This is a genomic window from Geobacter grbiciae (assembly GCF_018531165.1).
Taxonomy (GTDB): Bacteria; Desulfobacterota; Desulfuromonadia; order Geobacterales; family Geobacteraceae; genus Geobacter; species Geobacter metallireducens.
In genome coordinates this window covers 186,004-209,195 of sequence record NZ_JAHDIW010000003.1, presented here as the reverse complement: position 1 = coordinate 209,195, position 23,192 = coordinate 186,004, and the positions used below count along the sequence as shown (strand labels likewise).

The window sequence follows — 23,192 nt, the reverse complement described above, 5'->3', positions numbered from 1 at the left end:
AATGATGTTCCCGCGTTTGCGGGCCTGATTCAATAGTAATCACCCCCCCGGAGAATGTCAACGGAGGGGGCGATTAAATATCTTTATATACATTTCTTAATCATTTTCAGGAGCGCCCCTTCCCGCACGTTGAGGGCCCCCTCGGGACAGAGTTCCCGACAGCAGAAGCAGCGGATGCAGGCGTGGTAGTCGAACTGGAGCTTTCCGTCCCGGATGGTTATGGCTCGGGGGGGGCAGGCATCGCGACAGATGCCGCAGAGGGTGCACACCTCGGGATTGCCGCAGGGACGCGAGGTGAGGTAGTGGCGGAGCCGGTTCTTGAGAAAGCGGGGAAGGCCAAACTGGACATCGGAAATGTGGGGGAGGCGGAAGGGGGAAACCTTCGCTTCGTCAACGGGTACGCCGCGGGTGTCGATGGTGGCCCGGTCCCAGCCGTCGATGCCGAGCTTCTCGGCGGCCCGCTCCACCCAGAGGAGCTTCTTCGGGATGCCGGCCAGTTCGGCGGCGATGACATCCACCGCCACCGGATTCGTCCCGGCGAGGAGGAGTCCGCAGGGGCGCGGGTCGCCGCTTCCCGGCCCATCCCCCTCCATGGCAAGAATGCCGTCAACGATGGTCAGGTCGGGCCTGCGCAAGAGATAAATCTCCAGGAGCATCCGGGCAAAGAGCTCCCGGTCGGCCCCCGCCTTCAGGTGCCAACCCGCCTTGGCGGCCCCCACCACCGCGCCGAAGAGGTTCTTCACGGCGCAGGTCATGGTCATCATCTCGTGGGTCTTGAGCTTGGGGAGGTTGATGAGGCGGTCCGCCTCCAGGTAGGGGCGGGCGATCTGAAACTCCCGGAAGAGCCCCTGGCCCCGTACCGTCACCGTCTCGTCAAAGGGGACGAATTCAGCCCCGGTCTCCTCCAACACGGCAAGGATACCGCTTCGCTCCGCCACCCGCCGGATGCCGCCGACGCCGGGGGAGTCCCCCACGAGCGGAATTCCCCCTGCCTCCTTGACGAGGCCGATCACCTGCCGGAGCAGCTCAGGGTGGGTCGTGACCGCCCGCTCCGGCTCCTTCGCAGCAAGCATGTTCGGCTTGAGAAGAACCCTCTCCCCAGGCTTGACGAAGGAGACCATCCCCCCAAAGGGTTTGAGAAGGCGGTCCAGAGCAGGCCTGACCACGTCGGGTTGGTAATCCCCGGCCCGCTCGATGGCGACGGCGTGCCTCACTCCTCCACCCGCTCGGTGATGAGTCGCACCTGGCGCTCATGGAACCAGTAGTACCAGATCCAGTTGAGCATGACGACGATCCGGTTGCGGAAACCGATGAGGTAGTAGAGGTGGAGGAGAAGCCAGACGAGCCACGCCGCATACCCCCGGAACTTCATGCCGAAGGCGCACGCCACCGCCGCGCTCCGGCCGATGGTGGCCATGCTTCCCCGGTCCCGGTAGCGGAACGGTTTGGGAGTTTCACCCTTCTCCCGGGCCACGATGGCCTCGCCGGCATAGGTCCCCATCTGCATCGCCACCGGCGCCACCATGGGGAGGATCGCTCCGTCCTGCTCGAGGTACGCCATGTCGCCGATGATATAGACTTCGGGATGATCGGCAAGGGTCAGGTCGGGCTCCACGGGAATCCGCCCCCCCGGCTTGGGGGTGACGCCGAGGGTCGCAGCCAGGGGGGCCGCCTTGACCCCCGCCGACCAGAAGAGGGTATGGGCCGGGATGATGGCGCCGTCGTGGAGGATGACCCGCTCGGGCCCCGCATCCACCACCCGGGCGTTGAACAGGACCTCCACCCCCATGGTCCGGAGCTTCTCCAGGGTGTACACCTGCAGTTCCTGCGGCATGGTGGCCAGGAGCCGGTCGAATGCCTCCACGAGGACCACCCGGGCCGCCTGGACGCTCAACTCCGGGTAATCCTTGGCCAGGACGTAGCGGACGAGCTCCATGAGTGCCCCGGCAAATTCCACCCCGGTGGGTCCGCCCCCCACGATGACGAAGGTCATGAGGGCCCGCCGCTTCGCCGGGTCGGGCTCCACCACGGCCCGTTCAAAGGCGGTGAGGATATGGTTGCGGAGCCGCTCTCCGTCCACCAGTTCCTTCAGGTCGAAGGCGTGGCGCTCCACCGATTCGAGGCCGAAGTAGTTGGTGACGCTCCCGGCGCCGATAATCAGATAGTCGTAAGGGATGCGGCCGTTGCCGGTCACCACCTCCCGGGCCGCGAAATCGACCCCGGCCACCTCCGCCAGGTGGAAGCGGGTGCCGCGCCATTCCCGGGCCATGGCCCGCACCGGGTAAGCAATGGATTCCTGCTCGAGGCCCGCCGTCCCCACCTGGTAGAGGAGGGGTTGAAAGAGGTGGTAGTTGTTCCGGTCCACCAGCACCACGTCGAGCCCCTTTCCCGCCAGAACGCGGGCCGCCCTGATGCCGCCGAACCCCATGCCGATAATAACCACCCGTTTCACGCTCTCATGTACCTCCAGGATTGATTGACTATTCCGAAACTTACTTTCAAAGCCGTTCCCGCGCCTTGACCGTGGTCAAAACCACAGGGAAACGAAAGAAGAATATCCTGTTTTCCTCTCGGAAACAACCGGGGTTCGGTTTAGGGGAAAAATCTGCTATGCTGTCGGCAGCAAAAAGGAGTCCCCATGGAACAGGAGATAGCAGCCTTCATCCGGCACCTGGAAACGGAGCGCAACGTCTCGCCCCACACCCTCGCCGCCTACCGCTCGGACCTGGCCCAGTTCCGGGAGTTCGTCCGGCAGGAAACGGGAGCGGCGGCGGGACCGGAAGGGGTTTCGCACCTCCTGATCCGGCGCTGGCTCGCGCTCCTGCACCGGGACCAAACCAAAAGCTCCGTGGGGCGGAAGCTAGCGGCGGTGCGGGCTTTTTTCAAGCACTTGATCCGGACCGGGCGCCTCGTCAAGAATCCCGCCGAGCTCGTCTCCACCCCCAAGAAGGAAAAGAAGGTCCCCTATCACCTCTCCATCGACGAGGTGACCGCCCTGGTGGAAACCCCAAAGGAGCCGGACATCCTGAGCCTGCGGGACCGGGCCATCCTCGAAACCCTTTACTCCTGCGGCGTCCGGGTGTCTGAACTGACCGGCCTGAACATAGGGGGGATCGACCTGGATGACGGCACCGCACGGGTTCTCGGCAAGGGGGGAAAGGAGCGGATCGTGCCGGTGGGAAGCATCGCCCGCGCCGCCCTCTCCCGCTACCTGGCCGCCCGAAACCATCCCCCCCTCGACGCCCCCCTCTTCACCAATGCCAGGGGAGGGCGCCTCACCTCCCGCAGCGTCCGGCGCGTGGTGGACAAGCATATCCTCCGGATCGCCGCCATGCGAAAGATTTCCCCCCACACCCTCCGGCACACCTTCGCCACCCACCTGCTGGAAGGGGGAGCTGACCTGCGAGCCATCCAGGAGCTTCTGGGGCACGCCTCCCTCTCCACGACCCAGAAGTACACCCATGTCGGCATCGACCGCCTCATGGAAGTCTACGACAAGGCCCACCCCAAGGCCCGGAAATAATTCCTTGTCATTTCATTAATTATCCCGTAGAGTGACCGACGACTGATCAACGCTCAGGCGGAACCTGCCTTCAGGCACACCCACGAAGTACCCCCGCCATTTGCTTCATCGCTCACTAACCCCCTCTGCTTTCGGCAACGCCCCACGGCGCAGCAGCACTCACGGTTGGCGACGATGTATCATGCCAGTCATCCTGTGTTGCTGCCGTCCCCTTTCAGGGCATCAGGTTGCCCTGCGGCTCACACGCGTACTCATTTCCGTCTTTTCCGGTAACGATCACGGCGCCCTTCGCGACGCGCGTGGCATGGTGCGTTGCATGCCCGCAATCCGTCCGGCTGTGCCCGTTGGCGTTTGGAAACGACCTAAGGAACCGATTCATGACGTTTGCTGAACTGAACCTCCTCCCCCCCATTCTCAAGGCGGTCGCCGCCTGCGGCTACACCGACCCGACCCCGATCCAGGCCCAGGCGATTCCCAGGGCACTGGAGGGCCGCGACCTTCTCGCCACGGCCCAGACCGGCACCGGCAAGACCGCAGCCTTTGTCCTTCCAGCCCTCCAGCGTCTGGCTCGGCCGGCCCAAAAGCCCGGCCGGGGACCCCGCGTCCTGGTCCTCACCCCCACCCGGGAACTGGCCCAACAGGTAACCGACGCGGTCCGCTCCTACGGCAAGTTCCTGCGGATACGCAGCGGCGCCATCCTTGGCGGCATGCCCTACCGGGAGCAGCTCCGGCTCCTCTCGGCGCCGGTGGACCTGATCGTGGCCACACCGGGGCGCCTCGTGGACCTGCTGGACCGGAGAAGCCTCGACCTCTCCCGCCTGGAGTTGCTGATTCTCGACGAGGCAGACCGGATGCTCGACATGGGTTTCAGCGATGATGTCGACCGGGTAGCCGCCGCCTCCCCCTCCGACCGCCAGACCCTCCTCTTCACCGCCACCATGGACGCCACCATGGCGCGCCTGGCGGGGCGGCTCCTGAACGAACCGGAGCGCATCGAGATCGCGGGCACCAAGACGACCCATGAGCATATCGAGCAGCGCCTCCACGTGGCTGACGACCTCTCCCACAAGAACAGGCTGCTTCAGCATCTGATCACCGATGGCGACGTCCGGAAGGCGATCATCTTCTCCGCCACCAAGCGCGATGCCGAAAACATGGCTATCGAACTCAGGAGCCAGGGGCACTCCGCCGCGGCACTCCACGGCGACATGCCCCAGAGTGCACGCAACCGGACCATCGCCGCCATGAAGCAGGGGAGAATTCGGCTCCTGGTGGCTACTGACGTGGCAGCCCGGGGCCTCGACGTCTCCGGCATCAGCCACGTCATCAACTTCGACCTGCCGAAATTCGCCGAGGATTACGTCCACCGCATCGGCCGCACCGGCCGGGCAGGGGCATCGGGGATCGCCATCTCCTTCGCCTCCCTCAACGAGGTCAGCTACCTGGCCCGGATCGAGCGCTACATCGGCCAAACCCTTCCCGAGCACCAGATTCCGGGTCTGGAGCCCCGCCGGCCCCTTCACCGCGTCTCCACCGGCAGGGGAAGCAGGCCAGGGAACTCCACCGGCGGTCCCCGGAAAAGTTACGGAAACCGCGACGCTGCCAAGACAGGCGGCAGGCCCGGCAACGCCAAGCGTTCCCCCTGGGGCAAGCACACCACTTCCAACGGTCCAGTCGTTGAATATCGCAGTTCCAAGGGACGCGAGGGGAGCGGCCAACCCCGCCGACAGTCCTGATCGAGCAAAGCGTCATCTTCGGGGTCTCCCCCTTGCCGGCGACGGACTTCCTTCATGGCGTCCGTCGCTTCTCTTCGCAGACACGAAAAAAGCCCCACCGATTTCCCGGTGGGGCTTTTTTCGTGTCTGGCACTGACTGTCGATCTTACTCGCAGAGGTCGATCTTCACGTCCCAGTTCTTGATCTTCATGGTGCCGTTGCGCTCCAGGTTGAGGTGCATCTTGAAAGCGCGGTCCCACAGTTGCGGCTCATGGCCGACCTTGCGGGCAAGGCAGTCCTTGGTGGCGATTTCAAGGTACTCGCTGAGGATCGGCTTGTAGTCCGGGTGGGCGCACTTCTCGATGATCCGCTTGGCCCGCTCCTTCGGAGCCATGCCGCGAAGATCGGCCAGACCCTGCTCGGTAACGACGCAGTCCAGGTCGTGCTCGGTGTGGTCGATGTGGGAGCAGTGCGGTACCACGCAGGAGATACCGGTCGGGTCGGTCTTGGACGGCCGGCTCGACGGGGTGTGCATGATCTTCAGGAAGCCGTTGCGGAGGAAGTCGCCGGAACCGCCGAGGCCGTTGATCATCCGGGTGCCGCCGACCAGAGTGGAGTTGGCGTGGGCGTAGATGTCGATCTCGACCGGCGTGTTCATGGCGATGCACCCGAGACGACGAATCGGCTCAGGGGCGTTGGAGACGGAGAGGGGGCGCAGAACGCACTTGCCGAAATACTTGTCCCAGTTCTCGAAGAAGCGCGGGAAGCCCGGGCTCTCGGACAGCGACAGGGAGCAGGCGGACGCGGCATCGCACTTGCCCGAATCGAAGAGATCCAGAATGGTATCCTGGAGCACCTCGGTGAAGACGGTCAGGTTGGTGAAGGGACCCTTGGCCAGGCCGCCGATGACGGCGTTGGCGATGGAACCGACGCCCGACTGGATCGGGAGGAGGTTCTTGGGGAGACGGCCGGCCTTCACTTCGTGAGAGAAGAAGTCGATGAGGTGGTTGGCGATGGCCTCGGAGGTGTCGTCCTGCTCGGCAAAGGCGCGGCCCTTGTCGCGGAGCTTGGACTCGACCACGGCGATGATCTTGCTCGGGTCGCACGGCACATAGGTGGTGCCGACCCGCTCACCTGCGCTGGTGATAGGGATCACCTGACGGTTCGGCGGGGTTTGGCAGACGATGATGTCGTGAATCCCTTCAAAGGAGGGCTCGCCGGTGTTCACCTCGACAATGATCCGGTCGCACTGCATGAGGATCTCGGGGATGACGCCGCAGGAGGTGGTGGGAACCAGACCGCCGTCCTCGGTGATGGCGGAGACTTCAATGATGGCCAGATCAAGACGGCCGGTCTCGCTGTCCTTGGTATAGAAACCGTAGCCCAGGTCCTGGGCGAAGAGGGAGAGGTGCTTGTCGCCCATCCGGATGCGGCCTTCGTTGATGCCGGCGGCGATGTTCTTGCCGGTCTGGTACGGCCAGCGGCGGTCGATCATGTCAAGGGTGGCCCAGCGGTCTTCGGTCTCGGCACCGACGGAAGCGCCGATGAAGAGGTTGAACTTCCACTTCCCCTGGAGGTTGTTTTTCTCAACGTGGTCGGCCAGGGCGATGGGAACAACCTTCGGATAACCGGCAGGGGTGAAGCCGGACCAACCGAGGTTCATGCCCGGCTTGAAGAACTGGACAGTTTGCTCGGGGGTCATGACCTTGCTGAGCAGTGACTTGCAACGTACGCGGTCTTGCAGTGTGCCGTACTCTGACATCTCTTACCTCCGTTTTTGTGATGATGATTACAAGCAAAGCCTGTAAACGCTGGTACAAAAGTTGACACTTCCCAAGTATTCGAGCGCAAAAAAACCAGCCCGAACCACCATAGTGTCTACCTAAAATTAGAACCGGATTTTACTTGCGCACCATTCTTTAGTCAAGCTAAAAAATTATTAACTATTCATGGAGTAGCTCAGGCGACGCGGCATACTGCATACACTTTCAGACATCTGCACAACAGGAAAAGAAAGAGTGGTGTCACGACGACACCTTGCGGTCCAGGCTGCGGTATTGGATTGCCTCGGAGACATGCTGCTCCCTGACTGCGTCGCACCCATCCAGGTCGGCGATGGTGCGGGCCACCTTGAGGATGCGGCTGTAGGAGCGGGCCGAAAGGCCGAGCCGATCAGTGACCAGCTCCAGCATCCGACTGCCGGCCGCGTCCGGCTCACAGAACTTCTTTATGAAACGGGGTGTCATCTGGGCGTTACTGTGAACTTTGGAGCCCCGGAAACGATCCCGCTGGACCTCCCGGGCACGCTCCACGCGACTGCCGATGGCCCGGGAGCTTTCACCCTCGCTGCGGTCGGCCAGATCGCGGTACTTGACGGCGGGAACCTCGATGTGGATATCGATCCGGTCCAGAAGCGGCCCGGAGATGCGGGACCGGTAGCGCTGGACCATTACCGGCGTGCAGGAGCAGGGATGGAGGGGGTCGCCCAGGTAGCCGCAGGGGCAGGGGTGTGTGCACCTTTCTCTACTATTCTGATTCAAGACGGCACTCGTTCTCAATTCAAATTCCCCTTGAAAAACAGCATCTTCCCGGTTATCCCGAATTCCCCATCACAGTCGGTGAACACATCCGCAAGAAACGAATGGATCTTGGACTCCTCCAGAGAGAAGTCGCGAAGATCATCGGCGTCACCGAATCCTCTATTTGGAACTGGGAACATGGCACCGAACCGAAACTGCAATATAATCCAAGTATTATCAAATTTCTAGGCTATATTCCGTTCGACTGCCCGGATGACACAGTGGGGCGGCTTGCATGGTACAAGAGAGCAAGAGGGATGAATCAAAAATGTCTTGGGGAAGCAATTGGGAGAGATACGGAACAGCTTTCCGACTGGTTGAGTGGCCGGCATAATCCGTTCAGTAAGAACCGGGAGTAGATCGAGCTGTTCTTGGAAAGTCAGAAAAATTTCCTTGTACCAGAGAAGAAATAGGAAATAATTTCCTTCGTAAAAGGAAACAACAGCTCCGTGTTCACTGCCTTGCAATTGATATTTGTGAACCTCCCAATCGGTATCGATATCGATCCCTGTTATATTAAGACGGAGTGTGCTTGACATTGTAACTTCACTTTCTGAACCTCCATTCCTTACGACTCCCCGACACCAATATTTATGGGCCTATTCCTCACCACACTATTCCTCAAAACGCTTGACAAGAATTATTTGAGTGATTTAATAAATAAAAAATAACTAATCAGTTTGCCAAATCCTGAGTGATCAGGGGTCGGAAAGTCCACGGAACTTGGGTTCCACGCAACACTCATCAGTTTCACACTCCCAAGTTTGCCGGATTGCCGGATGCAACCACCGTTTCGGTTGCACCAGCGCAGTTCGGCTTTTTTGTCGGTTAACGCCATGATGAATATGGGGCATCAATTCATTACTAACAATGTTGACACAAACTGAAAGGAGCCTACACATGAAAGCAATAACAGCAACATTATCGCTAGCTATCTGCCTGACCATCATATTCACTACGACGGCGCAAGCAGAATTCATCACCAGCAATAATACCATGCTGGGCATGCCGGTGATTGATTTCAGCACCCAGCCAACCGTCTTTAACGCCGTCGGCCCCATACAACTGGTAAATTCTTACGGTCTGAACATAGAGGTCACCAGCAAAGCCAATAGCGGTCTCTACACAAATTTCAACGGTTGGGGCTTTATGTATAACGGCAACTGGGGTGACGGAAAAACCTATATTTCAGCTTTTACTTCTACTACTGCCGCTGATTCGATGATTATCCACTTCCTGGACGGCCCCGTTTCAGGCGTAGGCGGCTTCATGAACTACGCAATTGGCGCTGGAGATCTGTGGATCAGCGCCCTTGACTCATCCCTGAATGTGCTTGAAACCTATGATGTAACGACCTTAGCGGATATCATCACTCCATACAGTGTGAACGCCGGCGCGTTCCGCGGTATCCAGCGCACATCGGCAGACATTTCCTATTTTGTAATAAACGGACTAGCACCGGGTCTCGACGATCTTACGTTCATACCCAAACAAGACCCAAATCCCGACCCAGATCCCGTTCCGGAACCATCCACCTTGCTGCTCCTTGGTGCCGGTCTCGGCGGGCTGGCGATATGGAGACGACGGAGTTAAGTTGGGAGTCAGGACGTCTTCCGGTCCAGACTCCTGTACTGGATCGCCTCGGCCAGATGCTGTTCGCGAATGTTTTCGGAAGCTTCCAGATCGGCAATGGTACGGGCTACCTTGAGGATGCGGGTATACGAGCGGGCGGAGAGGCCGAGGCGATCGGTGACCATTTCGAGGAGGCGGTGACCGGCTGCATCGGGTTCGCAGAATTTCTTGATCATACGCGGCGGCATCTGGGCGTTACAGTGGACTTTGGTCCCTTTGAAGCGTTCTAGCTGGAGGTTGCGGCAGGTCTCGACCCGGGCGGCGATTGCTGCGGAAGATTCACTGTCAGCGCGGTCTGCAAGGTCGCGGTATTTTACGGCAGGTACTTCAATATGCAGGTCGATCCGGTCCAGCAAAGGTCCGGAAATACGAGATCTGTAGCGGTGAATCATAACGGGTGTACATGAACAAGAATGATTAGCATCTCCTAAGAATCCGCATGGACAGGGATTCATGGCCGCCACGAGCATGAAGCGCGACGGATAGGTGAGGGACATGAGGGCGCGGGAGATGGAGACCCGGCCGTCCTCCAGGGGCTGGCGGAGGACTTCCAGAACATGCTTTTTAAATTCGGGTAGTTCGTCAAGAAAAAGGACTCCATGGTTCGCCATGGAGACCTCGCCGGGGCGAGGCGTATTTCCTCCGCCGATCAATCCGGCATCGGAAATAGTGTGGTGGGGAGACCGAAACGGCCGCTGCGCCACCAGGGCGTTCTCCCGGTCCAGGAGCCCCATGACGCTGTAAACCTTGGTCGTTTCGATGGCCTCCTCGAAGGACATGCGGGGAAGGATGGTCGGGATCCGGCGGGAGAGCATGGTCTTGCCGGATCCCGGCGGACCGATCATAATGATATTGTGAGACCCGGCAGCGGCTACCTCCAGGGCCCGCTTGGCATGCTCCTGCCCCTTCACCTCGGAGAAGTCGTCGCCGACCTCGGCGCTCCGCGCGAAGAACTCCTCCACGTTCACCCGGAACGGCTCGATGGCCCGGTCGCCGTTGAGAAATTCCACCACCTCGGCCAGTTCCGAGACGCCAATGACCTCGATCCCCTCCACCACCGCCCCCTCGGGGGCGTTTTCCAGGGGGACCACGATGCCGCGCAGCCCCGCGTCCCGGGCCGCCACGGCCACCGGAAGGCAGCCCCGGACCGGCTTGACGCTCCCGTCCAGGGAGAGCTCGCCGAGGAGGAGGTACTCCTTGAGCCGCTCTCCCTTGACGACGCCGATGGCGGCCAGGATGCCGATGGAGATGGGGAGGTCGAAGGAGGCCCCCTCCTTCTTCAGGTCGGCGGGGGCCAGGTTGACGGTGATCTTGCGGGGGGGAAAATCGTAACCGGAGTTCTTGAGGGCTGACTTGACCCGGTCCTTGCTCTCCTTGACGGCGCCGTCAGGAAGCCCCACGGTGGCGAACTGGGGAAGTCCCTGGGCGATATCCACCTCCACGTCGACGATGACTGCGTCGATCCCGAGGAGAGCGCTGGAGAGGGCCTTGGCTAACATCAGGGGCCGTGGACCGGAGACAGGGTAGTGGCCGTGAGAAGAACCTGACTGATCATGACAAGAGAGTCTCCAGATATTTTTCGGCGTCCAGGGCCGCCATGCAGCCGGTGCCAGCCGAGGTTATGGCCTGCTTGTAGTACTGGTCCTGCACGTCGCCGGCGGCAAAGACGCCGGGGATGCTGGTGGCGGTGGCGTTCCCCTCGCCGCCGCAGAGGGTGCGGATGTAGCCGTTGTCCATCTCCAGTTGCCCCTCAAAGAGCTGGGTGTTGGGAGCATGGCCAATGGCAATGAAGCAGCCGTGCACCGGGATATCCTTGGTGGAACCGCTGGTGTGGCGGATGCGGATGCCGGTGACCCCGGTGGCGTCCCCCAAAACCTCGTCCAGCACATGGTGCCATTCGATGGTGACATTACCCCCCTTGGTCTTTTCGATCAGACGGTCGGCGAGAATCTTCTCGGAGCGGAACTTGTCGCGCCGGTGAATGACCGTGACATGACTGGCGATGTTGGAAAGGTAGAGGGCCTCTTCCACGGCAGTGCTGCCGCCGCCGATGACCGCCACCGGCTTGCCGCGATAAAAGAAACCGTCGCAGGTGGCGCAGGCCGAAACCCCTTTCCCCTTGAACGCGTCCTCCGACGGCAGCCCCAGGTATCTGGCGGTGGCACCGGTGGCAATGATGAGGGCGTCGCAGGTATAGATGCCATTGTCCCCCTCCAGGCGGAAGGGGCGCTCGCGAAGATTCGCCTTACCGATGTGGTCGAAGACCATGGTGGTATTGAAGCGCTCGGCGTGCTGACGCATCCGCTCCATGAGGTCGGGTCCCTGGACGCCGCCGGGATCGCCGGGCCAGTTGTCCACCTCGGTGGTGGTCATCAACTGCCCCCCCTGCTGGAGTCCGGTGATGAGGGTCGGATTAAGGTTGGCACGGGCGGCGTAGACGGCGGCGGTGTAGCCGGCAGGGCCGGAACCGAGAATAATGAGGCGGTGATGGGTTGTTTCCATATTAGAATCCTCCAAAGACAGTCGCGCTACGATAGCAGCAACACTCCGGAAATGCAAGGGGGGAGCGGTTCTTTCCGTTTGACCCGCCAAAGGGGCATCTGCTACAGTGAACCCCTGACGGGAAGGGGGGACGAAGCCGACCATGCACGCCGAAACGCACCTTGACCAGAGCATCACCGGACGCTTCAAGTATGCCATCATCCTGACGACCTTCACCCTGGTGGCCGAGGTCGCGGGTGGGATCTGGACCAACTCCCTAGCCCTCCTGTCGGACGCGGCCCACGTCTTTCTCGACCTCTTCGCCCTGATCCTGTCGCTGGCGGCCATCAAGCTCGCCGGCTACCCCGCCTCCGACACCCGCACCTTCGGCTGGCACCGGACCGAGGTCTTCGCCTCTTTCATCAACGGCGCCACGGTCTTCCTCATGGCCATCGGCATCTTCTACGAGGCCTGGGAGCGGCTGCGCCACCCGGTGGAGGTCAAGAGCCTCCCGATGCTGGTCATCGCCGCGGTGGGCCTCGTCATGAACCTCATCGCCGCCTCGGCCCTCCACAGCCACTCCCACGACGATCTGAACGTGCGCAGCGCCTTTCTCCACGTCATCGGCGACGCGGCCGCCTCGGTGGGGGTCATCATCGGCGGCGTCATCATGTACTACACCAGCTGGTACCTCCTGGACGCCATCATCTCCGCCGGGATCGGCTGCGTCATCTTCTGGGGGTCGTGGCGGGTGATCCGGGAGTCGTCCCACATCCTCATGGAGGGGGTCCCCCGGGGGATGAGCACCCGGGAAGTGGCCATTGCCATGCAGGAAGTGGAGGGGGTGAACACGGTCCACCACCTGAACATCTGGACCATCTGCTCCCACATCCTGGCCCTGTCGGCCCACGTGGATGTGGAGCCCGAGCACAAGGAGCGGCAGGCGGATGTGCTCAGGCGGCTCGAAGAGCTGCTCTTCGAGCGTTACCACATCTCCCACACCACCCTCCAGGCCGAGTGCACCCGGTGCGTGGAGGCGCCGCCGATCATCAAGGAGCTACGCCACCGCCCCCGCCACGGCCAGCACCACGACCATCACGGCCACGACCATGGGCACGGCCATGACCACCACGGGCACGACCACGACCACTGCCACCATGACCACTAGCAACCCCACGGAGAACCGATGCTCCCCTACACCCTGATCCAGGAAGCGTCAGACCGCCTCAAAAAGCGGGTCCGGCGCACCGAGCTGATCCACTCCCACCACTTCAGCGAGCGGTTCGGCTTCCCCCTTCTCTTCAAGTGCGAGAACCTCCAGCGGACCGGCGCTTTCAAGATCCGGGGAGCCCTCAACTTCATGACCTCCCAGCCCCGGGAGGCCCTGACAAAGGGGGTCATCACCGCCTCGGCCGGCAACCACGCCCAGGGGGTCGCCTTTTCCGCCGACCTCCTGGGGGTGCAGGCCACCGTCTTCATGCCCGAGAGCACCCCGCCCCAGAAGGTGCAGGCCACCAAGGAGTATGGCGCCGACGTGGTCCTCACCGGCAGGAACTTCGACGAGGCCTATGCCGCCGCAGTCCAGGCCCAGAAGGAGACCGGCGCCCTCTTCGTGCACCCCTTCGACGATCCCCTGGTCATGGCCGGCCAGGGTACCATCGGCCTCGAAATCCTCGATGAACTCCCCGACGTCTCAGCCATCCTGGTCCCCATCGGGGGAGGCGGGCTCATCGCCGGCATTGCCACGGCCGTGAAGGAGACTCACCCCCACGTGCGGATCATCGGCATCGAATCCAAGGCCGCACCCTCCATGCACTACTCCCTCAGAAAGGGGAAGATCACGGAGGCCCCCCTCACGGTGACCCTTGCCGACGGGATCGCCGTAAAGAGGGTGGGCCGGAACACCTTCCCCATCATCCGGGACCTGGTGGACGACGTGGTGCTCGTGGAGGAAGAGGAGATCGCCCTGGCCATCGTGGGGCTCCTGGAGCGGACGAAACTCCTCGTGGAAGGGGCTGGAGCCGTGACCCTGGCGGCCCTGCTGAACGGCAAGGCGGGAAAGCTGCCGGGGAAGACGGTCTGCGTCCTCTCCGGCGGGAACATCGACGTAAAGACCATTTCCACCGTGGTGGAGCGGGGCCTAGTGGCGGCGGGACGCTATCTGAAGCTGCAGGTGGTGCTGGACGACATTCCCGGTTCCCTGGCGGGGCTGGCCACGGAGGTGGCTGCTGTCCGGGCCAACATCTTCCTCATCAACCACGAGCGCCGCTCCCTGGACCTTCCCCTCGGCAAGACCGAGGTTCTTCTGGAACTGGAGACCCGGGGCTACGAACACATCCAGGAGATCATCGGCCACCTGGGGCGACGGGGCTACGAGGTGGATGTCGTAAAATGAACTCCCGCGTGAGGGGAGCGCCGTTGTCCGGATCCACCAACTCCGGCCGCAGGAGGTCGGCGGCCGTGTCAACATCATGCCACACCGGGAGGAGCGCCGTGGCGATGCCGGCTGACTCAGCCCGGGCCAGGGACTGCTCCAGTACCTCCGGCGTTGACCAGGCGATCCCCTCGAAGAGCTCCCGGTGGAGCCGCTTCATGGCCAGGAGATAGTAGCCGCCATCCTCCGTGGGGCCGAAGACAGCATCCACCCGAGGATCATTCAACAGATCAAAGGCCTGTTCGATGTAGTCTGGCGGGAGATGGGGCGAATCGGTGCCGATGACCGCCGCCAAGTCGTACCCCTGGCCAAAGGTCCGGTCGAAGGCCGCCGCCAACCGCGCTCCCAACCCGTCCCCCTCCTGTGGATAACTCTCCCCCTCCCCCACCGTTTCCGCGAAGAACTCAGGCACACCGTCCCCCTGTTTATAAAAGAGGAGTCTGTCCACACCTGTCATTTGGCCGGTTTTTGCGAGGACATCCAGAAGCATGCAACGGTAGAGCTCGGCGGCGTCCTCAGGAGAAAAGGGGGGGGTGAGCCGAGTTTTGACACGGCCCGGTGACGGTCTTTTGGCAAAAACGATCAGTGCTTTTGACATACGGCAGAGCAGGTTTGGGGGAAGGGAGCGCAACTGCAACGCATAGCGTTATCCACAACTTTGGCGCTTTTCAACATAGTTATCAACACCCACGGGGACAAGGCGGCACAGAACTCCACGTCAAAAAAAATTAATTCGACAACAACAATCCCTCATGAATCATGTCATTTTCTTGTCACGCTCGATGGCCGCGTAGGCCGAGTGCTTGTGGATCGATTCAAAGTTCTCCGCCTCCACGGAAAACCACGTGACGGCATCGTGGGCCAGGAGCTTCTGGGTCACCTCGCGGACGATATCCTCCACGAACTTGGGGTTCTCGTAGGCCCGCTCGGTGACGTACTGCTCGTCCACCCGCTTGAGCAGGGACCAGACCGGGCTCGACCCGCACTCCTCAATCATCGCCACCAGATCCTCGATCCAGATGAAGTCGGTGTACCGCAGGCGCACGGTGATGTGGCTCCGCTGGTTGTGGGCCCCGTAGCGGGAGAGCTCCTTGCTGCACGGGCAGAGCGACGTGACCGGAATCTGCACGCCGAGAACGAAATCGAACGCCTCCCCCAGGGATCCGCTGAAGGTGCAGGTATACTCCATGAGGCTCCGGGCGCCGGAGATCGGGGCACACTTTTCGATGAAGTAGGGAAACTCGATCTCCAGGTGGGCCGACGAGGCCCCCAGCTTCTCCTTCATCTTCTGGAGGATCGGCTCCATCTTGTCCAGGGCGATATCCTCACGGTAGGCGTTGAGGATCTCCACGAACCGGCTCATGTGGGTTCCCTTGAAGTGGTGGGGAAGGTCCACGTACATGTTGATCCGGGCCACGGTCTGCTGGAACTTCTTGTTCTTGTCCATCACCACGATGGGGTAGGAGATGTCCTTCACCCCCACCTTGTTGATGGGAATCTTCCGGGTGTCGGGGGTTTTCTGCATGTCGGGCATGGTGGTCATAACAACCTCTGGGTATTCAGGGGTCAGAATTCAGGAGCCAGAAAAAACCAGGCATCTTCTATTCTGACTCCTGACTCCTAACTTCTGGATTCTTGATGGTTGCGTACGCAACCGGATCCGCCATCCCAGCCTCCGCAAACCCCTTGAGCCGCAAGCGGCAAGAGTCGCAGAGGCCGCAGGCAAGCCCCTCGGACGTGGGGTCGTAGCAGGAGTGGGTCCGGCCGTAGTCGACGCCGAGGGAGAGCCCCTTGCGGATGATCTCGGCCTTGGTGAGATGGATCAGGGGGGTGTGGATGCGGAACCGCCCCTTCCCTTCCACCCCGGCCTTGGTGGCCAGGCTCGCCATTGCCTCGAAGGCGGCGATGTATTCCGGCCGACAGTCCGGGTAGCCGGAGTAGTCCAGGGCGTTGACGCCGATGAAGATGTCGAAGGCGCCGAGCACCTCGGCCCATCCCAGGGCGAAGGAGAGAAAGACCGTGTTGCGGGCCGGCACGTAGGTGACCGGGATGTCGCTCCCCACACCTTCCTTGGGCACGGCGATGTCGCTGGTGAGGGCGCTTCCCCCCACCTGACGGTAATCGAACTCCACGACCAGATGGTCCACGGCGCCCATGGGGCGGGCGTTGCGCTTGGCCTGCTCCAGCTCGACGCTGTGGCGCTGGCCGTAGGAAAAACTCATGGCATAGGGCTCATACCCTTCAGCCCGGGCAATGGCGAGACAGGTGGTGGAATCGAGTCCTCCGCTGTAGAGGACGACGGCTTTTTTGTGCATCGGATGTAGTTCCTTCCCGAATGTCGGACTAGTGACTTGCCGCGAGCAGGGCGAACCCCTCGGCCTCGGCTGCCCCGTTGAGCTTGTTGTCGAACGATGAAAAGGCAACCTCAATGGCGCCGCAGTCATTCAACAGCAGTTTTGCCGCGGCCAGATGCACGGCGTCAAACCCTCGAAGACCGTATTTCCTGACGAAATGCCCCGCCTCGATCTCATCAAAATCGAGGGCCACGAAATGTTCCCACTCACCGGCGAAGCATTCGGCCACAACTTCGTAATCTTCGCGCGGGAGGTCGCCGCGGTTGTGCCTCCGGGTGAGGGCCGACAGCAACTCCGGATAGGCGACGCGGCAGGTGGCGACTGCTTCGGCACGTTCCACCCACTGCCGGACGGTGTCGGAGCAGGCCTCTTCCACATAGAGCTTCACCAGGCTGCTCGTGTCGAGATAGAGGATCAACGGCGCTCCTCCAGCACGGTATCAGAGAGGGATTCGCCCTTCAGCGTCACCCCCCGCTTCCCCGCCGGCTTCCCGCCCGACCATTTCGCCCGCCCTTCAGCCATGAGAGTTTTCACCGCGCGGCGCTCCGGGGAGATGGGGACCACCAGCGCCACCTCCCTGCCATGGTCCGTTATCACCACCTCTTCACCCTGCTGCACCTTTTCCACATAGCTGCTCAGACGCGCCTTCAACTCCTTGATTCCTACCGCAATCATGGCATCACCTCATCGGAACGAGACAGACCTTAAGTAGTTACAACTCTACACAAAAAGTGGTCACTTTTCAAACACAAAACCGGATCACAGAAACCAGCTTACCGAATTGCAAAGCCGCTCCAGAAGCCGCACCAGCGAGCCCCGGCGCTCATGCTCCTCTAGAACGATACGGCGGGACCCCCTGAGGTCGTCGGCGAACATCTCCGCCATCTGCCGGCCGAACTCGCGGCTGGCAACAATGGTGTTGACTTCGTAGTTGCGATGGAAGCTGCGCTGGTCGAGATTTGCCGAGCCGACCACCCCCCAGGTGTCGTCGATGAGCATGACCTTGGCATGGAGAAACTCCCCCTGGCGCTCGTAGATCTCGACGCCGGCCCGAAGGAGGGGGGCGTAGTAACCGCGTCCCACGAGCCGGACAATGGGGACGTCACTCTTGGCGGGGAGGATCAATTGAACGTTCACCCCACGCCGCACGGCCCGCAGCAGAGAGCGGACCACCCGCGGACCCGGCACGAAGTAGGGGTTCATGATCCGGATCGATTCTCCCGCTCCGGCCATGGCGATGCGGAAAGCGTTGCGAATGAAGGAACGGGCGTGGTGGGGGCCGTCGCTCACGATCATCACGTCGGCATCTCCCATGCCTGCCACGGAGACATGCTCCGCAAACCAGGCCGGAGAAGGGCTCCCCTTTTCCTCCACCCAGAACTCCCGGAAGAGCCGCACGAGGTCCGTGACGGCAGGCCCGTCGATCCGGACCCCCACATCCCGCCAGCGGTCGGTGCCCCTCCCGAACCCCGAGTACTCGTCGCCGATGTTGATTCCGCCGGTGAAGGCGGTTTCTCCGTCGATGATCGCCATCTTCCGGTGGTCCCGCTTGTCGAACCAGGCAAGTCCCCGCCGGAAGGGGGGAGGATTGAAGGCGAGGCACCGGACTCCCCCCTGCTCCAGACGCCGGAAATAGGCGGAGGGGGCATCGAAACAGCCGATGTAATCGTAGATGAGCGAGACGTCAACCCCGCGGGAAGCGGCGGCCAGAAGCGCCTCGGCAAAGGCGGTGCCGGTGGCGTCGTCGCGAATGATGTAGAACTCGACGTGGATGTGGTGACGGGCCTCGGCCAGAGCTGACAGCATGGCCGGGAAGAACTCCGAACCCGAATCGTAAAGTTTCACCCTGTTCCCCCGGGAATGGGACGCCTCGGCATTTCTCCGGAAGATGCGGAGGAATCGGGGGGCACGGTGGGTGCCGATTATCTTTTTTCGTCTCACGATGGACATGCCCGGGACTCCTGCATCAAGGGTAACGCAGGCGGGCAAGGAGGGCAAGGGAGATGATGGAGGGGAAAAGCGAAGAGGCGCGAAGTCTCCCCCGCGCCTCCCTGCTTGTCATCGTGCGTTCTTTTCAGTCTTCGTAGGCAACCACCCGGACAAGGCCGATGGTCTCACCCTTGTCGTCGGTGGTCGGCGAGTCGGAAACGGAGATGATCCGCTTCACGCCGTTGTTTGTCACGAAGTCGTTGACCATGGCGTCCAGAGAGGAAAGCTCCTTCATGGTCTTGAGGGGACGGATTTCCATGCCGAACGTCTTGACCTTGTAGCCCATGCCATCCTCCTTGATGTTACCTTCAGGCTGATCCGGGTAACGCGTACGTCGGTTACTGGACGGAAATCACTTCCTTCACGCCGGGGACCTTCTCCTTCAGGGTCCGCTCGATCCCCATCTTGAGGGTCATGGTGGACATGGGGCAGTGGCCGCAGGCCCCCACCAGCTTCACCTTCACCACGCCGTCCTCGGTCACCTCCACCAGCTCCACGTCGCCGCCGTCCGCCTGGAGCGCGGGGCGCACCGTATCGAGAACCTTCTTCACTTCTTCCAGCATTGTTGTTTCCTCCTTGGGTTTGGGTGCTCTGCTTATTCTAACTTCCGCTGTCTATCACTTCCCCTCACCCGGCCTTCGGCCACCCTCTCCCCCAAGGAGAGGGTTTGAGTTCTCCCCTCGCCTTGAGGGAGAGGGGCGGGGGTGAGGGGGAAATGCTTAATCGTTATGCTTCTCTCCCGGAACCCCGGGGCTCGTAAGGGGAAGGGGGTCGAGGATTTCCGCAAGCTTATCGGCCGTCAGCAGCTGCCGCTCCTCCACGATCTCCCGGATGCTCCGTCCCGTGGCCGTCGACTCCTTTGCCACCTCGGCGGAGGCGGCGTAGCCGACGTAGGGGGCCAGCACCGTGGCGAGCCCCACCGACTGATCCAGGTACCGGCGGCAGCGCTCCCGGTCGGCGGTGATGCCGGCAATGCAGGATTCGGCCAGCCTGGGCACCGAGTTCTTCAGGAGCTCCAGGCTGAAGAGGAGATTGAAGGCGATGACCGGCATCATCACGTTCAACTCCAGCTGTCCCGCCTGGGCTGCCAGGGTTATAACCGCATCGGCCCCCATCACCTGGAAGGCGACCATGTCGGTTGCCTCGGCCATGCTCGGGTTCACCTTCCCCGGCATGATGGAGGAGCCGGGCTGGATCGCCGGAAGCGCGATCTCGGCGAGCCCCGTCCGGGGGCCGGAGGAGAGGAGCCGCAGGTCGTTGGCGATGCGGACGAGGTTCGCGGCAAGCCCCTTGAGGGCCGACGAGAGGGCCACGAAGGGGTCCATGTTCTGCATCCGCTCCACCAGGTTCATCCCGCGATGAAGGGGAAACCCGGTTTCCCGGGCCAGTTCCGCCACCACCAGATCGACGTAGGCCGCCTCGGCGTTCATGCCGGTGCCGACGGCGGTGCCGCCGATCCCCAACTCCCGGAGCCCCGGCAGCGCGGCGTCGATCCCCGCCAGGTTTTTCTCCATTGCCACGGCCCACGCCTCGAACTCCTGGCCGAGGCGGATCGGCACCGCGTCCTGGAGGTGGGTCCGGCCGCTCTTGAGGATGGCGTCGAACTCCCGCCCCTTCCCCCGCAGGGCCGCCACGAGCCCCTCCAGTCCCGGACGCAGCTTCTCCACGAGTGAAAGAGACGCCAGCCGCATGGCCGTGGGAAAGACGTCGTTGGTGGACTGGGCCATGTTCACGTGGTCGTTGGGGTGGACCGGCGCGTAGGCGCCCCGCTCCCCCCCCAGGAGTTCATTGGCCCGGTTGGCGAGAACCTCGTTCACGTTCATATTGTGGGAGGTGCCGGCCCCGGCCTGGAACGGGTCCACCACGAAGTGGGGATCGAAGTCGCCGGCGAGGGCCTCGTCGGCGGCCCGGACGATGGCCTCGCCGAGCCGGGGTTCGAGCCTCCCCGTGGCCATATTGGCCCGGGCGGCGCTCTTTTTTATGACGACCGTGGCCCGGACCAGGGCCGGATGGGGCCGGAGCCCCGAGAGGGGAAAGTTGGCCACGGCCCGGGCCGTCTGGGCACCGTAGTAGGCGCCGGCCGGAACCTGAACCTGGCCGAGGGTATCCTTTTCAATCCGAAACGTCACTGTTTCTGCCTTTTCCCGGTCCCTGGTCCCCGGTCCCCGATTACCGCTTTATTTCGTTGTACTTCTCGGTAATCACCCGCAAGTGCTCGGCCTCCTCGTCCCGCAGGGCCTTGAGCATGTTCTTGCCGTCGGCGTCGGCGGTCTTCGCCATGAGGTCGTCGAAGTAGGCGATTCCCTTCTTCTCGATCTCCATGGCGATCTCCAGGGCCTGAAGGTCGTCGGTGTTGAACCCCACCTGTTGCTCGCCGGAACCAGCCGGGTCGAGGGCGATGGTGGAGCCGCCGTAGAAGACCCAGCGCCCCCCCTCGTGGAGGGACTGGTAGAGCTCGTTCAGCTTCAGGTAGTGCTGCTCCTCGGTCTTGGCGAGCCAGCGGAAGATCCGCTTCCCCTCGGGGTTGAAGGTCTTCTGCTCGGCCCTGGTGTAGAAGTCGAAGGTCTCCTTTTCGATCTCCATGGCCCGCATGATGGCGTCGAGGGTCTCTTTGGTCTGGTCGTTCATCGGCGCTCCTTAGGCTAAGATGGTTTCAATGGTAAGCAGTTCGTCAACGGTCCTGGAGTGAAATACCCGGCAGCCGAGTTCCTCCGGCAGCCGCAGATCGATGTCGTAGCGGTCCCCCACGAAGAGGCAGTGGGAGGGTTCTTGCCCGATCTCCCGGAAAATCTCTTCGAGAACCTGCCGGTCCGGTTTGGGGCGCCAGGAATCCTCAATGGTAAAGACGCGCCGGAAGCACCCGTCAACGCCGAGGGCCGTCATGATCCGCGAAGAGAGGTGGCGGTTGTTGTTGGTGTAGATATGGAGCTCGAACCGCTCGCCAAGCCTTTGCAGCAACTCCACCACCCTCTCGTCCCGGGTGAGGAAGGGCTCCGGCACGATCTCGGCTGCAAAACGGCGATGGAGCTCCCGCAGGTCAATCCCCAGTTCCAGGCAGGCATGGCTCAGGGAGGAGGTCCGGCCGGTGCGGGCAGCTATCTGCTCCCGGGTCTCCCGGATGAGGAGTCTCGCCTCCTCGGGGGAAATCCCCCGCACCGCAGCCACATGCCCCATGGCGGAGGCGTCGATCTGGCGACCGACCCCTTCACTGTCGTAGAGGGTGCCGTCCAGGTCGAAAACCAGGGCGCGAATCCCGCTCACCGTTACCCCCTCCCCTTACGGGTAGAGTCTATCATCGGAAGGCCCCGTGTCAAAAGAGCTTGCCCCAGTCGCGCATGCAGAGGAGCCGGGGGTTTTCGACCCCTTTCGCCTGGACGAGGACCTTGAAGGTGTCCCCCATCCCCCCCTCGGGGAGGATGAGCTTCTTGAGGGCGAGGCGGATGGCGATCTGCTCCTTTTCGCTGGTGGCGGCGGCCTCCAGGGCCATGAGTTCCTCCATCATGCCGGTGGCCACCAGGAAGCGGTACTGCTCGCCGTACCAGACCTTGCGCAACCCCAGTTCCTCCCCACGCGCGGCAAGGGTGGTGAAGTCCACGTGGGTGGTCATGTCCTGGAGACCGATCCGGATGTAGGGGTTCTCTTCGATGGTATGGCGGTAGTAGCAGAGGAGGGTGCCGTTCAGGCGCATGGGGCCGTAGAGCTCGGGGGCCAGGTAGCCGTAGTCGATGGTGAGGACGAAGCCCCGTTCCAAGGCAGTGGCCACCGATTCAAGCCACCGGACGGCGTTCAGGTTGATCTCGGCCCGCTGTCCCACGGCGAAAGTGATGCCGAGACGGGAGAGGTACGCCTCCAGCTCCGGCGTTGAGGGGAGGTCGAGGATTTCTGAGAACTGGTCCCCCTCTGCCGCGACAAAGACCTCACGCAGCCCGTCGGGGCACATTTCGACCAGGTGGGTCGGGAAGGAATCAATCAGTTCGTTGGAGTAGAGGCAGCCGGTGAACCGGAGCCGCCCCTCGGCCAGGTCGGCGGGGGTGCTCCAGGAGACCTTGGGAAGATGCTGGGCGAGGAGCTCCCCCTGCACCGCGGCAAGGCTCGGCTCGGCCTCGATGAGGGTGAGGCGGACACCGTCGTAGAGTTCGGGGTTCAGTTCCCGGATGGCGTCGAGGACATCGGCGGCGAGACGGCCGTGGCCGGCCCCGGCCTCCACGATGTCGAAGGCGGCAGGACGCCCCATCTCCTCCCACATGCGACCGATCTCCCGGGCGATGAGGCGTCCGAAAACGGAGTGGACGTTGATGCTGGTGTAAAAATCCCCCTCGGCCCCCACCTTGCGGCCGGGCGAAGTATAGTAGCCGAGCCCCGGCTCGTAGAGGCACATCGCCATGAAGTCGGCGAAGGGGATTCGTCCCCGCTCCCGAATCCGGTTGAGAATGATCCCCCTGAGCCTGCTGTCGTCCGGCTGATCCACGCAAAACCTCCCGAAAA

24 protein-coding genes and 1 riboswitch are annotated in these 23,192 nt (G+C 62.2%); of the genes, 6 read left to right on the top strand and 18 right to left on the bottom strand.

Going from position 1 to position 23,192, the window contains the following annotated elements:
* Positions 1–83 precede the first annotated feature (83 nt).
* Entirely contained in the window at positions 84–1,214 is a 1,131-nt protein-coding gene (locus tag KJB29_RS06420) for a DUF362 domain-containing protein (RefSeq protein ID WP_215733873.1), read from the bottom strand.
* On the bottom strand, positions 1,211–2,452 hold the full coding sequence (locus tag KJB29_RS06415; RefSeq protein ID WP_215733872.1) for an NAD(P)/FAD-dependent oxidoreductase: 1,242 nt from the start codon (positions 2,450–2,452) through the stop codon (positions 1,211–1,213). The genes KJB29_RS06420 and KJB29_RS06415 overlap by 4 nt, the downstream gene beginning before the upstream one ends.
* A gap of 186 nt (positions 2,453–2,638) precedes the next feature.
* Between KJB29_RS06415 and xerC the strand changes: the two genes are divergently transcribed.
* Both xerC and KJB29_RS06405 read left to right on the top strand, forming a co-directional pair.
* On the top strand, positions 2,639–3,523 hold the full coding sequence (xerC, locus tag KJB29_RS06410; RefSeq protein ID WP_215733871.1) for a tyrosine recombinase XerC: 885 nt from the start codon (positions 2,639–2,641) through the stop codon (positions 3,521–3,523).
* Positions 3,524–3,900: 377 nt separating this feature from the next.
* Complete coding sequence (locus tag KJB29_RS06405) at positions 3,901–5,259, top strand: DEAD/DEAH box helicase (protein WP_215733870.1); 1,359 nt, start codon at positions 3,901–3,903, stop codon at positions 5,257–5,259.
* A gap of 145 nt (positions 5,260–5,404) precedes the next feature.
* Here the strand turns inward: KJB29_RS06405 and scpC are convergent, their stop codons facing one another.
* Both scpC and KJB29_RS06395 read right to left on the bottom strand, forming a co-directional pair.
* Positions 5,405–7,000, bottom strand: a complete 1,596-nt coding sequence (gene scpC / locus KJB29_RS06400) for a succinyl-CoA:acetate CoA-transferase ScpC (protein WP_215733869.1) — start codon at positions 6,998–7,000, stop codon at positions 5,405–5,407.
* Between the two features lie 262 nt (positions 7,001–7,262).
* Complete coding sequence (locus KJB29_RS06395) at positions 7,263–7,778, bottom strand: magnesium chelatase subunit ChlI family protein (RefSeq protein ID WP_246560629.1); 516 nt, start codon at positions 7,776–7,778, stop codon at positions 7,263–7,265.
* On the opposite strand from KJB29_RS06395, the gene KJB29_RS06390 reads away from it, so the two are divergent.
* Both KJB29_RS06390 and KJB29_RS06385 read left to right on the top strand, forming a co-directional pair.
* Complete coding sequence (locus tag KJB29_RS06390) at positions 7,748–8,176, top strand: helix-turn-helix domain-containing protein (protein ID WP_215733867.1); 429 nt, start codon at positions 7,748–7,750, stop codon at positions 8,174–8,176. The two genes, KJB29_RS06395 and KJB29_RS06390, sit on opposite strands and share 31 nt — an antisense overlap.
* A gap of 313 nt (positions 8,177–8,489) precedes the next feature.
* A riboswitch (cyclic di-GMP riboswitch) is annotated at positions 8,490–8,597 on the top strand.
* A 120-nt stretch (positions 8,598–8,717) separates the two neighbouring features.
* Positions 8,718–9,410 (top strand): PEP-CTERM sorting domain-containing protein, encoded by a 693-nt coding sequence (locus tag KJB29_RS06385; protein WP_215733866.1) that lies wholly within the window; start codon positions 8,718–8,720, stop codon positions 9,408–9,410.
* Between the two features lie 8 nt (positions 9,411–9,418).
* Here KJB29_RS06385 and KJB29_RS06380 read toward each other — a convergent pair whose 3' ends face one another.
* Both KJB29_RS06380 and trxB read right to left on the bottom strand, forming a co-directional pair.
* Positions 9,419–10,948, bottom strand: a complete 1,530-nt coding sequence (locus KJB29_RS06380; RefSeq protein WP_215733865.1) for a YifB family Mg chelatase-like AAA ATPase — start codon at positions 10,946–10,948, stop codon at positions 9,419–9,421.
* Between the two features lie 52 nt (positions 10,949–11,000).
* Complete coding sequence (gene trxB, locus KJB29_RS06375) at positions 11,001–11,951, bottom strand: thioredoxin-disulfide reductase (protein ID WP_215733864.1); 951 nt, start codon at positions 11,949–11,951, stop codon at positions 11,001–11,003.
* A gap of 142 nt (positions 11,952–12,093) precedes the next feature.
* Between trxB and KJB29_RS06370 the strand changes: the two genes are divergently transcribed.
* Positions 12,094–13,098, top strand: coding sequence for a cation diffusion facilitator family transporter (locus KJB29_RS06370; protein ID WP_215733863.1), 1,005 nt, complete (start codon positions 12,094–12,096; stop codon positions 13,096–13,098).
* An 18-nt stretch (positions 13,099–13,116) separates the two neighbouring features.
* Complete coding sequence (gene ilvA / locus KJB29_RS06365) at positions 13,117–14,325, top strand: threonine ammonia-lyase (RefSeq protein ID WP_215733862.1); 1,209 nt, start codon at positions 13,117–13,119, stop codon at positions 14,323–14,325.
* Here the strand turns inward: ilvA and KJB29_RS06360 are convergent.
* From KJB29_RS06360 to KJB29_RS06305, 12 genes are all read right to left on the bottom strand, one after another.
* Positions 14,276–14,962, bottom strand: a complete 687-nt coding sequence (locus tag KJB29_RS06360; RefSeq protein WP_246560626.1) for a TIGR04282 family arsenosugar biosynthesis glycosyltransferase — start codon at positions 14,960–14,962, stop codon at positions 14,276–14,278. The two genes, ilvA and KJB29_RS06360, sit on opposite strands and share 50 nt — an antisense overlap.
* A gap of 159 nt (positions 14,963–15,121) precedes the next feature.
* The gene (gene folE2 / locus KJB29_RS06355) at positions 15,122–15,907 is read right to left on the bottom strand and encodes a GTP cyclohydrolase FolE2 (RefSeq protein WP_215733860.1); all 786 of its coding nucleotides are present in this window, start codon (positions 15,905–15,907) and stop codon (positions 15,122–15,124) included.
* A gap of 58 nt (positions 15,908–15,965) precedes the next feature.
* The gene (queC, locus tag KJB29_RS06350; protein WP_215733859.1) at positions 15,966–16,679 is read right to left on the bottom strand and encodes a 7-cyano-7-deazaguanine synthase QueC; all 714 of its coding nucleotides are present in this window, start codon (positions 16,677–16,679) and stop codon (positions 15,966–15,968) included.
* Between the two features lie 28 nt (positions 16,680–16,707).
* On the bottom strand, positions 16,708–17,136 hold the full coding sequence (locus tag KJB29_RS06345) for a type II toxin-antitoxin system VapC family toxin (RefSeq protein ID WP_215733858.1): 429 nt from the start codon (positions 17,134–17,136) through the stop codon (positions 16,708–16,710).
* Entirely contained in the window at positions 17,133–17,393 is a 261-nt protein-coding gene (locus KJB29_RS06340; protein ID WP_215733857.1) for a type II toxin-antitoxin system Phd/YefM family antitoxin, read from the bottom strand. The genes KJB29_RS06345 and KJB29_RS06340 overlap by 4 nt, the downstream gene beginning before the upstream one ends.
* Before the next feature lie 84 nt (positions 17,394–17,477).
* Positions 17,478–18,668, bottom strand: a complete 1,191-nt coding sequence (locus KJB29_RS06335; RefSeq protein WP_215733856.1) for a phospholipase D-like domain-containing protein — start codon at positions 18,666–18,668, stop codon at positions 17,478–17,480.
* A 124-nt stretch (positions 18,669–18,792) separates the two neighbouring features.
* Positions 18,793–18,993, bottom strand: coding sequence for a hypothetical protein (locus KJB29_RS06330; protein WP_004513638.1), 201 nt, complete (start codon positions 18,991–18,993; stop codon positions 18,793–18,795).
* A gap of 52 nt (positions 18,994–19,045) precedes the next feature.
* Positions 19,046–19,270, bottom strand: a complete 225-nt coding sequence (locus KJB29_RS06325) for a NifU family protein (RefSeq protein ID WP_004513639.1) — start codon at positions 19,268–19,270, stop codon at positions 19,046–19,048.
* 156 nt (positions 19,271–19,426) lie between these two features.
* The gene (locus tag KJB29_RS06320; protein ID WP_215733855.1) at positions 19,427–20,836 is read right to left on the bottom strand and encodes an aspartate ammonia-lyase; all 1,410 of its coding nucleotides are present in this window, start codon (positions 20,834–20,836) and stop codon (positions 19,427–19,429) included.
* Positions 20,837–20,876: 40 nt separating this feature from the next.
* On the bottom strand, positions 20,877–21,335 hold the full coding sequence (locus KJB29_RS06315) for a ferritin family protein (RefSeq protein WP_215733854.1): 459 nt from the start codon (positions 21,333–21,335) through the stop codon (positions 20,877–20,879).
* A gap of 9 nt (positions 21,336–21,344) precedes the next feature.
* Entirely contained in the window at positions 21,345–21,968 is a 624-nt protein-coding gene (locus KJB29_RS06310; protein ID WP_215733853.1) for an HAD family hydrolase, read from the bottom strand.
* Positions 21,969–22,017: 49 nt separating this feature from the next.
* A complete protein-coding gene (locus KJB29_RS06305; protein WP_215733852.1) occupies positions 22,018–23,175 on the bottom strand; it encodes a class I SAM-dependent methyltransferase in 1,158 nt (385 codons plus the stop codon).
* Positions 23,176–23,192: the final 17 nt, after the last annotated feature.